This is a genomic window from Alteromonas sp. LMIT006, from assembly GCF_024300645.1.
GTDB classification, from domain to species: domain Bacteria; phylum Pseudomonadota; class Gammaproteobacteria; order Enterobacterales; family Alteromonadaceae; genus Opacimonas; species Opacimonas immobilis.
Window position 1 is genome coordinate 38,785 of sequence record NZ_CP101291.1, and the last position, 11,921, is coordinate 50,705.

8 protein-coding genes and 1 pseudogene are annotated in these 11,921 nt (G+C 45.3%); 2 read left to right on the forward strand and 7 right to left on the reverse strand.

What is annotated here, in order from left to right; all coding sequences use genetic code 11:
* Positions 1 to 79 precede the first annotated feature (79 nt).
* Positions 80 to 919, forward strand: a pseudogene (locus tag NLG07_RS00155) (mechanosensitive ion channel family protein); the annotation flags it as partial.
* Positions 920 to 1,027: 108 nt separating this feature from the next.
* Here the strand turns inward: NLG07_RS00155 and NLG07_RS00160 are convergent.
* From NLG07_RS00160 to gcvT, 6 genes are all read right to left on the reverse strand, one after another.
* Positions 1,028 to 2,671, reverse strand: a complete 1,644-nt coding sequence (locus NLG07_RS00160; protein ID WP_254855680.1) for an amidohydrolase — start codon at positions 2,669 to 2,671, stop codon at positions 1,028 to 1,030.
* A 38-nt stretch (positions 2,672 to 2,709) separates the two neighbouring features.
* Complete coding sequence (gene purT, locus NLG07_RS00165; RefSeq protein ID WP_254855681.1) at positions 2,710 to 3,891, reverse strand: formate-dependent phosphoribosylglycinamide formyltransferase; 1,182 nt, start codon at positions 3,889 to 3,891, stop codon at positions 2,710 to 2,712.
* 68 nt (positions 3,892 to 3,959) lie between these two features.
* Positions 3,960 to 5,552, reverse strand: coding sequence for an ABC-F family ATPase (locus NLG07_RS00170; RefSeq protein WP_254855682.1), 1,593 nt, complete (start codon positions 5,550 to 5,552; stop codon positions 3,960 to 3,962).
* A 273-nt stretch (positions 5,553 to 5,825) separates the two neighbouring features.
* Positions 5,826 to 8,735 (reverse strand): aminomethyl-transferring glycine dehydrogenase, encoded by a 2,910-nt coding sequence (gene gcvP / locus NLG07_RS00175; RefSeq protein WP_254855683.1) that lies wholly within the window; start codon positions 8,733 to 8,735, stop codon positions 5,826 to 5,828.
* Positions 8,736 to 8,813: 78 nt separating this feature from the next.
* On the reverse strand, positions 8,814 to 9,203 hold the full coding sequence (gene gcvH, locus NLG07_RS00180; protein WP_254855684.1) for a glycine cleavage system protein GcvH: 390 nt from the start codon (positions 9,201 to 9,203) through the stop codon (positions 8,814 to 8,816).
* A 51-nt stretch (positions 9,204 to 9,254) separates the two neighbouring features.
* Positions 9,255 to 10,334, reverse strand: coding sequence for a glycine cleavage system aminomethyltransferase GcvT (gene gcvT, locus NLG07_RS00185; RefSeq protein WP_254856876.1), 1,080 nt, complete (start codon positions 10,332 to 10,334; stop codon positions 9,255 to 9,257).
* A gap of 155 nt (positions 10,335 to 10,489) precedes the next feature.
* On the opposite strand from gcvT, the gene NLG07_RS00190 reads away from it, so the two are divergent.
* A complete protein-coding gene (locus NLG07_RS00190) occupies positions 10,490 to 11,338 on the forward strand; it encodes a LysR family transcriptional regulator (protein WP_254855685.1) in 849 nt (282 codons plus the stop codon).
* Positions 11,339 to 11,343: 5 nt separating this feature from the next.
* Here NLG07_RS00190 and NLG07_RS00195 read toward each other — a convergent pair whose 3' ends face one another.
* Entirely contained in the window at positions 11,344 to 11,742 is a 399-nt protein-coding gene (locus tag NLG07_RS00195; protein ID WP_254855686.1) for a TerB family tellurite resistance protein, read from the reverse strand.
* Between the last annotated feature and the right edge of the window lie 179 nt (positions 11,743 to 11,921).

The following is an 11,921-nucleotide window of genomic DNA, read 5'->3' on the forward strand; positions in this document are numbered from 1 at the left end:
AACGCATTTTAGTCAATAATGCGCAAAAGCGACAAAAGGAAGCATCATGCTCGACACGTTAAACGAATTTTTATTATATCTAGACTCCATTTCCCTATCCCTTGGTGCTGTATCTATATCGGTTTTGGATGTGTCTAGGGCCTTATTTTTAGGAGCTTTGGTTATTTGGGCAGGTATTTGGATCAACCGTCGAGGTATCAATACAATCAAGCGCCAAAAACGCTTTGATGTACGAACCAAAGAAGTGTTGAGTAAAGTCTATCAAGTGCTTATCTTTTGTTTTGTCGCCATTACCTTATTACAACTGTTGGGTATAAACCTGACAACCCTCGCTGTATTTGGTGGTGCAGTAGGTGTCGGACTCGGTCTGGGCTTACAGTCCATAGCGTCGAACTTTATTTCAGGCATTATTATTTTAATTGACAAATCCGTTACCGTTGGTGATTACATTGAACTAGATGATGGCAGCAAGGGGTGGGTACGCGAATTTAGAATGCGTTACACCATCCTTGAAACCTATGACGGAAAAGACATCGTAGTGCCCAATGAAAAATTTATCAGCTGCACCTTTATCAATTGGTCACACAAAGACCCACTACAGCGCTATCGCGTGGATTTTTCTGTGGCGTACAAAACCGATATTAGGCATGTTGTGGAAATCATAAAAGAGGCAGTTGCACAGCACCCTCAGGTTTTGAGTGGCGAAGATATTGCAATTGAACTGCGCCCTGATTGTGAAATCGACTCATTTGGTGACAGTGGCGTGAATTTGTTTGTTGAGTTCTGGATCGAAGGGATTGACGATGGCAAAAACCGGGTCGGCGGGGATTTGAATCTCATTATTTTTGAAACATTACGCGAACATGGTATCGAAATTCCATTTCCGCAAAGGGAAGTGCGCTTGCTTGAAAACAAATAACCTATAAAGAGTATTATTTATATTTATAAATTTCACTTTTATGAAGGAATACTCATTGTTTCGTTAATTTATAGAAAAAGGGAGCTTCACGCTCCCTTTTATATCTTTTTAATATTTGCGCTTTCCTGCGACCCAAGTTTCCAGTACTTGTGTATCTCGGATCAGCCCTTCGTCCACGGTAAAAATATCACGGTCAATGACGATAAAGTCCGCTTGTTTTCCTACTTCTAACGAACCAATCATGTCCTCTTGGAATGCGGCATAAGCAGCATCTAAGGTAAAGCCTTTAAATGCTTGCTCACGGGTGACTGCCTCGTGTCCTAACCATCCACCTTTAGGCTTTCCTTCAGCGTTTTGACGAGTGATCGCAGCGTGTAAACCATGAAACGGATTCGCTAATTCGACTGGAAAATCGGAGCCAAACGCAATATCCGCCCCCATCTCTAGTAGCGTTTGCCAGGCGTAGGCGCCTTGTAAGCGATGTTTGCCCAATCGGTCTTCAGCCATATTCATATCTGATGTGGCATGCGTCGGTTGCATCGAGGCGATGATGCCATATTTAGGAAATAAAGAGAGGTCCTCGGGCGCAATCACCTGAGCATGTTCGATTCGATGACGAGCGTTGTTCTCAGGAAAAATCTTAAACGTCTGTGCAAACGTTTCTAAGCCAAGGCGGTTCGCTCTATCGCCAATTGCATGATAGTTAAGCTGAAATCCAGCGCCAATGACCTCGCGAAACAAGTCTGGCATGGCTTCTTCAGAAGTTACTAACAAACCCACATTATCTGGATCATCCGAATACGGTGCGATTAAAGCCGCTCCCCGACTGCCCAATGCACCATCACCATAAACCTTAACACTGCGAATGCTCAACATGCCTGCGTCATCTGCGATATGACCTTTTTGCAACAGCTGTGACAACTGCGGATCAGTTGCGGCAATCATAGCATAGATACGAAAATCCAAATCAGGCGCGGAGCGCGTAAAGAAATCTACCACTTGCGCACTGATCCCGGCGTCATGAGCAGAGGTGATCCCCAAACTCAGTAAATGCTCAGACGCTTTATCCAAATATTTTGCTAACAAACGGTCATCAACGGGTGGAATGTTTTTTTCAACGATATACATCGCATTGTCAATCAACAAACCGGTCGGCTGGCCTTGTGCATCTTTCACAATTTCGCCACCACTAGGAGAAGTCGTTGCAGAATCAATCCCTGCCACTTGTAAGGCGGCGCTATTTACCCAAGATGCATGCCCATCAATGCGTGATAACACTATGGGTTTATCGATATTTAACGCATCTAAACTGCTTTTTGAGGGGAATTGCTGATTATCCCATAACACCTGATTCCAACCTCTGCCAACTACCCAGTCAGCTTGTGGGTTCAGACCAATAAAATCCTTCACGCGCTTTACGGCTTCTGCTTCAGAACGTGTACCACGTAAATCGATTTCAAAGAGACCCTGTCCTAAACCTAAGATATGGCCATGCGCATCAATCAAACCTGGTAACACCGTCTTACCTTGTGCATCAATGACTTGAACCCCTTCTGGAATCGCGATTGCGTTACCTATCGCAACAATTTTATCGTCTTCTATCATCATCTGACGAAACTGAGTGAGTTTTCCATCTGCACCAATGGTATAGCCGTTGGCGTTTACCCAAGCGGTTTTTTCAGATGCACTAGCCGCCCCTAGTAACACACTCACAAACAGTAGAATGACCGATCCAGTCCATCGAAATTTCATAAGCACCTCTTTTATATTTTTATTGTGTTATATTGTGTTTAAAGTTTCACTTGGCAGTTTTGTTTCATACGCAGTCCTTTCGCAACGGCCTCATCACAGTTCTCCCCTCGTGCTAACATGACAGCCATGCGCCGAGTACCCGAGACGGCTGGCTTTCCAAAAATGCGTAAATCGGTTTGCGCCTCACTCAAGACTAGCGCTAAGTCAGAAAACGCCACTTGTTCACTATGACCTTGAACCACCAAAGCAACCGAGGCAGATGGTCCGTATAATTCGATATTGGGGATCGGTAGCCCCAAAAACGCGCGCACATGTAAAGCAAACTCACTCAGATTTTGGGAAATCAACGTCACCATACCAGTATCGTGGGGGCGTGGTGATACTTCACTAAAGTACACTTCATCACCTTTAATGAACAATTCAACACCAAACAAACCGCGACCACCCAGCGCATCGGTCACTTGTTTTGCGATGCCTTGTGCTTTTTGTAATGCGGTATCGGACATGACTTGAGGTTGCCAAGATTCTTGATAATCCCCTCCGGATTGACGATGCCCGATGGGTGCACAAAAACAGGTACCATCAATATGCCGAATCGTGAGTAAGGTAATTTCATAATCAAAATCCACCATGCCCTCGACAATCACCTTACCTTGTCCCGCACGCCCGCCTTGTTGCGCATAATCCCACGCGCCTTTCACCTCATCAGCGGCTTTCACTAAAGATTGGCCTTTGCCAGAAGAACTCATAATGGGTTTGACAAAGCAAGGATAGCCTATTGCTTCAATTGCTTGATGAAACTCCGATTCGTCTGCAGCAAAGCGATAGTCAGACGTTGCGATTTTGAGCTCTTCAGCAACCAGTCTGCGAATCCCCTCGCGATTCATGGTGAGATGAGCAGCTTTAGCACTTGGAACAATATTAACGCCCTCGCTTTCTAATTCTAATAAGGTGGCGGTGGCAATTGCTTCCACCTCTGGGACAACAAAATCAGGTTGTTCTAATTCAATTACGCGGCGTAGTTCAGCCCCGTCCAGCATAGAAAACACATGAGAGCGATCCGCAACTTGCATCGCTGGTGCATTGACATAACTATCACAGGCAATGACTTCACAGCCGAGACGCTTGAGCTCAATCACAACTTCTTTGCCAAGCTCGCCTGAGCCACATAGTAAAACTTTGCTTGTAGAGGGAGAAAAAGGGGTACCAAGAACGGTCATAGAGAAAACCTTTGTTATTATGATGATACGCACAATAACAAAGGTTATCAGATTTGCCTAGCCTAGAATTAACTCAGCTGTTTATGGCTCATATACTCATCAAACGAGCCTTGAAAATAATGTAGGTTTTGCTCGCTAATTTCGATAATACTGTCGGCGAGCGACGACACAAACTCACGGTCGTGGCTCACAAAAATCAACGTACCGTCAAAGTCAGTGAGTGCTTTATTGAGGGCCTCAATCGACTCCATGTCCATGTGGTTAGTAGGCTCATCCATAATCAAAACATTGATGTCCTGCATCATCAACTTACCAAACATCAAGCGGTTCTTTTCTCCACCTGAACAAACGGACACTTTCTTGTTAATTTCATCTGAGGTAAATAATAATCGGCCTAAAATCGCTCTAACCGCCAAATCATCATGTTGTGGGGTACGCCACTGCGACAACCATTCAAATAAGGTCAAATCGTTAGCGAAATCTTTTGAGTTATCTTGTGGACAATACCCAATCGTGGCGTTTTCAGACCATTTCACCACACCAGCATTCGCGCTGATTTCATTGACTAAGCACTTTAAGAATGTGGATTTACCTGCGCCGTTTTCGCCAATCACCGCAAGTTTTGCGCCCGCTTCGAGCAAAATATCTCCGGAGGTAAATAAGGTTTCTCCGTCAAAGCCATGGCTGATTTTTTCTAGCTCAAGGGCCTGACGATGGAGTTTTTTATGCTGTTTGTACGTAATATATGGCATTTGGCGAGAAGATGGTTTGACTTCTGCAAGTTCGATTTTTTCTAAGCGTTTGGCACGAGAGGTCGCTTGTTTGGCTTTCGACGCATTGGCAGAAAAGCGTGCAACGAAGGCTTTGAGCTCTTCCATTTCAGCGGTCTTCTTGGCGTTTTCGTTGAGCAGCTGCTCTTTGGCGAGCATTGACGCGGCCATGTATTCATCGTAATTACCTGGATAAATACGTAGCTCTCCGTAATCGATATCCGCCATGTGGGTACACACGCGGTTCAAGAAGTGTCGGTCGTGCGAAATAATGATCATAGTGCACTTGCGGTCATTTAACACATCAGCAAGCCAGTTAATGGTGTAGATATCGAGGTTGTTGGTCGGTTCATCTAACAACAAAATATCGGGGTCAGCAAATAGCGCTTGTGCCAATAACACACGAAGCTTTACGCCAGGCGCCAGCTCCGACATCAAACCAAAATGATATTCCTCCGCAATCCCAGCTTCAATCAATAACTCCCCTGCCCGACTCTCCGCCGTGTAACCATCGAGCTCCGCAAATTGCGTTTCAAGCTCCGCGACAAGCATACCGTCTTCCTCGGACATTTCAGGTAGACTGTAGATGCGGTCACGCTCCACTTTGATTGGCCAGAGCTGAGTATCGCCCATGATCACTGCATCCACCACCGAATATTCTTCAAACGCATACTGGTTCTGACTCAATATCCCCAAACGTTCACCGGGTGTAATCGAAACATTACCTGAAGAGGGCGTTAACTCTCCCGATAATATTTTCATAAAGGTGGACTTGCCACAGCCATTAGCGCCAATAAGGCCGTACTTGTTACCATTACCAAATTTAGCAGAGATATTTTCAAATAAGGGTTGCGCACCAAATTGCATGGTGATGTTTGCAGTAGTAATCACGAGTTATTCCAGATGATGTTGCGAGCGGATTTGCGTAAGCGCGAGATTATACAGTAAGCCGCTAGTAGTAGCGAAACAAACCCCTTAATAATGTCGTTTTTTTTTCCAATCGCTTGATCACACTGTTGCCTTAGTAGAAGTCACGTTTGATCATATATGGCCCTTTTAAATCGTTAACTATTAATAATCATAAGTTTGCACGAGTATCAGACCAAAAAGTTCAAAGACATAAAAAGAAAAAGGGCCTGTCGGCCCTTTCGTCAATTTTATGGGTTACTCCGCAGACTCGCGATAGCTATCCAAATCCGGACAACTACAGACCAGGTTGCGATCCCCGTACACATCGTCAATACGATTCACAGTGGGCCAGAACTTATTGCGCTTCACCGCTTCAACTGGATAAGCAGCTAACTCGCGTGAGTAGCTACGATTCCATTCACTATCAATGATGTCATCCAGCGTATGCGGCGCATTGTGTAATGGATTATCGATGCTATCCCAATCACCCGACTCGACTTTAGCGATTTCTTGGCGAATGCAAATCATCGCTTCGATAAAGCGGTCAAGCTCTACTTTGGCTTCGGATTCCGTCGGCTCAATCATCAAGGTCCCTGCAACAGGGAAAGACATGGTCGGTGCGTGGAAACCATAGTCATTTAAGCGCTTGGCTACATCCATCTCGGTGACGCCTGAGGCTTCTTTGAGCGGGCGCAAATCGATAATACACTCGTGTGCAATGCGACCATTGGCACCGGTATACAGAATTGGGTAATGGTCAGCGAGTTTTTTTGCGACATAGTTTGCGTTTAACATCGCCACTTCTGTCGCTTTGCGCAACCCCTCTGAGCCCATCATTTTGATGTACATGTAGCTAATTGGTAAAATCGAGGCACTGCCAAAGGGGGCTGCTGACACTGCGCCATTGTCCCCTAAATCCTCACCTGTACCAGCAGCTTTCAATGGTTGCATAGTATGGCTTGATAAGAATGGGGCTAGGTGAGCTTTTACGCCAATCGGTCCCATACCTGGGCCACCGCCACCGTGCGGGATACAGAAAGTTTTATGTAGGTTCAAATGCGAGACATCTGAGCCAATCAGACCTGGTGAGGTCACCCCGACTTGCGCATTCATATTCGCGCCATCCATATACACCTGACCACCGTGCTCATGCACGATGTCACAGATTTCTTTGACGGTTTCTTCATATACGCCGTGCGTCGATGGATAGGTGATCATGGCACACGATAAATTATCTGAGTGTTCTTCGGCTTTAGCTCGAAGATCAACCAAGTCCACATTACCCTTTTCATCACAGTTCACGACAACCACTTTAAGTGACACCATTTGCGCCGACGCTGGGTTGGTACCATGTGCAGACTGTGGAATCAAACAGATATTACGATGCGCATCGCCACGGCTGATGTGATAACGCTGAATAGCTAAGAGGCCAGCATATTCACCTTGCGCGCCAGAGTTAGGCTGCATGGATAAAGCATCATAGCCAGTAATATCAATTAACCAATCAGACAACTCGTCAATCATTTCCTTATAACCAAGTGCTTGGTCAACTGGCGCAAATGGGTGCAGTTGACCAAACTCAGGCCATGTCACCGGGATCATCTCAGCGGTTGCATTGAGCTTCATCGTACAAGAACCAAGTGAAATCATGGAATGGTTCAGCGCCAAATCTTTGTTTTCCAGCGATTTGATATAACGCAACATCTCAGTTTCTGAGTGGTATTGATTGAATACTGGCTTGGTCAAAAACTCACTTTCACGAACCAACTCAGTTGGAATAGCTAGTGTGGCAGACACTTGTGCATCCAGCGCTTCAATATCCAAGCCGTGGTCAGCACCGATAAATGCGGTGAACAAATCATTAATATCCCCACGAGTTGTGGTTTCATCAACGCTTACACCCAACACATCAGCTTGGTCGATGCGTAAATTCATATCCATGCTTTGCGCGGCAGCAAGAACTGCATCGCGGTCAACTGGTTTGACGGTGACGGTATCAAAGAAATGTTCATGTGCCACAAAGACGCCTTTGGCTTTCAGACCAGCCGCCAAAATTTGCGCCAAACGATGCGTGCGTAATGCGATGTTTTTTAAGCCCTGCGGGCCGTGATACACAGCATAAAAAGAGGCCATGTTGGCGAGTAATACCTGTGCAGTACAGATATTAGAGTTGGCTTTTTCACGACGAATATGCTGTTCACGAGTTTGTAATGCCATGCGCAGTGCAGGACGGCCACGGGTATCTTTGGATACACCGATGATACGACCTGGCATAGAGCGCTTGTACGCATCGCGTGTACCAAAGAATGCTGCATGTGGACCTCCATAGCCCATGGGCACACCAAAGCGCTGAGCTGAGCCAAACACCACATCTGCACCTAGCTCACCTGGAGATTTTAATAAGGTTAATGCTAATAGATCGGTTGCAACTGCAACAATCGCTTTGTTCGCTTGCAGTGCGTGAATGATTTCTTCGATGTTGTGAATCTCACCTTGGGTGCCAGGATATTGTAACAATGCGCCAAATACATCGTGCTCTGCGGCATTCACCGCAGGACCGATAATGATTTCAAAACCGAACATTTCTGCGCGTGTATTGACCACATCTAGGGTTTGTGGATGCACATTATCTGCCACATAAAACGCATTGGCTTTTTTGTTTTTAGACACGCGCTTGGCTAATGCCATCGCTTCTGCCGCGGCAGTGGCTTCATCTAACAATGAGGCCGAAGCTAAATCCATTCCCGTCAAATCCAGCGTAACTTGTTGGAAGTTCAAAATCGCTTCCAAACGACCTTGTGCAATCTCCGGTTGATACGGCGTGTATGCGGTATACCACCCCGGGTTCTCTAATACATTGCGCAAAATCACATTGGGCGTATGCGTGTTGTAGTAACCCATACCGATGAAAGAACGTTTGATTTGGTTTTTGCTTGCCACGGCTTTTAACGCGTTTAAAGCATCAACTTCGGTAACGGCTTCACCAACATTTAAACCTTCAGACCGAATACCGGCAGGAACGGTTTGCTCCATCAAATCATCTAAAGACGATGCGCCCACTTCTGCCAGCATGGCTTCAATTTCTGGACGGCCTGGGCCGATATGGCGGCGAATAAAATCAGTATTGTGCTCTAGATCAGCTAGAGAAAATGGAGTATTTGACATAGTAAAGCGCTTCGTTGGTTAATACGTAAAATGTGCGTATGGTCATCGGCACATGACCATACGGTTTAGCTTGATCGATTATTCGTCGGCGATGCTTTCTGCGTATCCTTCCGCATCTAATAGCTCGTTGACTTCTGCTTCATCTTCCGCTTTGATTTTGAATAACCAACCGTCTCCGTACGGGTCAGAATTCACTAGCTCAGGGGAATCTTCTAGGTCTTCATTTACCTCAACAATGGTGCCACCGATTGGGGCATACACATCCGAGGCAGCCTTCACCGATTCAGCTACTGCGGCATCATCTCCTGCACCATATTCATCATCTACATCCGGTAGATCCACAAACACCATATCGCCCAAAAGATCTTGAGCGTGCTCGGTAATACCGACAGTGTAAATACCATCACCTTCTGGACGGACCCATTCATGGGTCGTGGCATATCGTAATTCTGCTGGAATGTTACTCATATTTTTTTCCTAACACTGGTTGTTAAAGATTAATTTCAAATATTGTTTTGCTTATAGAACGCTTTTGCCATTGCGCACAAAACTGGGCTTTACGACATTCACTGTAACCCATTTTTTGCGCATTTCAACCTCGGCGGTTTCACCCACAGGCTTTGGCACTCTAGCCATGGCGATTGCATGTCCTAATGTTGGTGAAAAGGTGCCTGACGTAATCACGCCGTCACCACCGTCCACTTTCACTTTTTGACCCGCTCGCAAAACGCCTTTTTCGGTCATAACTAAGCCAATCAATTGCTCAGTACCTTGCTCGCGCTGTGCTTCTAATGCAGCACGACCAACAAAGTTACGTTCTGCCGGTTCCCATGCAACGGTCCACCCCATATTCGCCGCTAGTGGCGAAATGGTTTCGTCCATATCTTGGCCGTAAAGATTCATTCCCGCTTCTAAACGCAACGTATCCCGCGCCCCCAAACCACATGGCGCTACGCCTGCCGCGATCAGTTTGTCCCAAAAATCGCCTGCTTGGGCATTGGGCACCATGATCTCGTATCCCGCTTCACCGGTATAGCCGGTGGTCGCAATAAATAAATCTTCCGCTTGCACGCCAAAGAATGGTTTCATATCCGCAACGGCTTCTTTTTGTGCATCCGAAAAGAGCTCTGCCGCTTTGGCTTTTGCATTTGGGCCTTGCACGGCGATCATAGCAAACTCGTCACGCTCAGTAATGCTGACGTCAAAATCTGAAGCGTGTTGATTTAGCCAATCCAAATCTTTTTGCTTGGTGGCTGAGTTTACAACTAAGCGATAATTCGTCTCGTCAAAGAAGTACACAATCAAATCGTCAACCACACCACCGGTTTCATTGATCATGCCCGAGTACAATGCTTTGCCTTTGACTTGTAACTTATCCACATCATTCGCTAACAAGTAACGCAAGTAGTCTTTTGCTTGCGCGCCTTTAACGTCTACTATAGTCATATGCGACACATCAAACATACCTGCATCTTGTCGGACAGCGTGATGTTCTTCGATTTGTGAGCCATAGTTAATCGGCATGTCCCAGCCAAAAAAATCCACCATTTTGGCGCCTGCTTCAAGGTGTTTTGCATGGAGTACGGTTTTGTTCATGATGCGTCTTCTTTTTGTTTGATGTTCGAATTCTACAAATTGGAATTCAAAACTCTAATTAAAAAAACAAAAGTCATGATAAGTTTTTTAAATATATGCTATATTCGTGATTACTATTTTTTATATAACTAAATTATATAACGGCGTGAGGACAGGCGATGAAACAGTTATCCATGGATGCCATTCGCACATTTGTCACTGTGGTTGAGCTAGGTGGATATGCCAAAGCAGGAGACGTATTGGGGCGGTCACAACCTGCAATCAGTTTGCAACTTAAAAAACTTGAACAACAAATCGACAAAACCTTATTCGTCAAAGTTGGGCAGCGCCACGTTTTGAGCAATGATGGACAATGGTTTATGCCTTATGCCAAAAAGCTCCTTGAAGTAAACGACGAAGTGTTTCGTGCTGTCGAGCAAGATCCGCTCAAAGGACGTTTACGGCTAGGGATCCCCAGTGAATTTGCCTCGACTTTACTGCCCAGTATTATTGGCGAGTTTTCTAAGCGCTATCCGGATGTGTCACTTGATGTGACATCGGCTTTGTCACAAAATTTGCTAGGTCAACAACACAAAGACGATTTTGATTTGATTTTAGCTCTGGTACCGCCTGACACAGAGACTCAAGGTGAAGTATTACGGGAAGACGAGTTAGTGTGGGTGGGTGATATTCGTCAACCTCTCAAAACAGATCCGTTATCGCTGGTGCTTGCCCCAAATGGTTGTATGTATCGCTCTCGTGTTATAGAGCAACTCAAACAGCAGACCAATATGTGGAAGATTTCGTATACCAATGCGGATTTATACGGCTTGATTGCTGCGATACAGCAAGGTCTAGGGATCACCGCATTGGCAAAAAGTTCTGTGCCTCCGAGCTTATCCGTAATACAACATCCTGCATTACCCTATTTAGGCAAAATCAAAATTGCATTATTTGACTACGATACGCAACATCCTGAAGTGTCAAAGACACTTTCAGAGTTTATTCGTAAGAGGTTGAGTGATTAATACACTTATGATGCCTGAGGAACGGGCTCTTGTTGTGTTAATTCTTTGGCTAAGAGTTTGTGCGTTAAATAATGCAAAATCTCCGCTTCACGCTCGCTGCGATCTCCGTCTATACCGGTGATCCCCATCGCCACTTCAACCACATGATTGGCGTCAAAATTCAAATCATTGGCCATATCACGAACAAATTCTACTGCTTCATCGTTGTCTACGGCTTCTCTAGCGAGATGAATGGCCTCGTTACAAAATGCGGTGATTGAAATAGGACTTTGCCATCTCATTTTACTGATGACGCCTTCTAGGTAGTCTTGTTCAGACAATGTGATTTTGCCATCTACTTGGTACAATAATACGGCAAGTTTAATTAACGACTGATTATAACGCTGTAGGGGGGATAACTGCATAAAATACCTCTCGCTTATCCTTTTTTAATATTCACACTGTTGAATGACGGTTCTGTCCTCAACGACCAATGTGTGCGTCCGTTCTTGCTGGTCTTGCGTACTTCTTAATTATTATTGTTCTTATGCTTTTATTATTGTTATCGCTAAGAAAGAAATGGTATTGCTTTGTTGTTAAGGAT

Coding starts and splice junctions, on each gene's coding strand:
- NLG07_RS00160 (WP_254855680.1), bottom strand. CDS start 2,671: ATGAAATTTCGATGGACTGGATCGGTCATTCTACTGTTTGTGAGTGTG.
- purT (WP_254855681.1), bottom strand. CDS start 3,891: ATGACCGTTCTTGGTACCCCTTTTTCTCCCTCTACAAGCAAAGTTTTA.
- gcvP (WP_254855683.1), bottom strand. CDS start 8,735: ATGTCAAATACTCCATTTTCTCTAGCTGATCTAGAGCACAATACTGAT.
- gcvH (WP_254855684.1), bottom strand. CDS start 9,203: ATGAGTAACATTCCAGCAGAATTACGATATGCCACGACCCATGAATGG.
- NLG07_RS00190 (WP_254855685.1), top strand. CDS start 10,490: ATGAAACAGTTATCCATGGATGCCATTCGCACATTTGTCACTGTGGTT.
- NLG07_RS00195 (WP_254855686.1), bottom strand. CDS start 11,742: ATGCAGTTATCCCCCCTACAGCGTTATAATCAGTCGTTAATTAAACTT.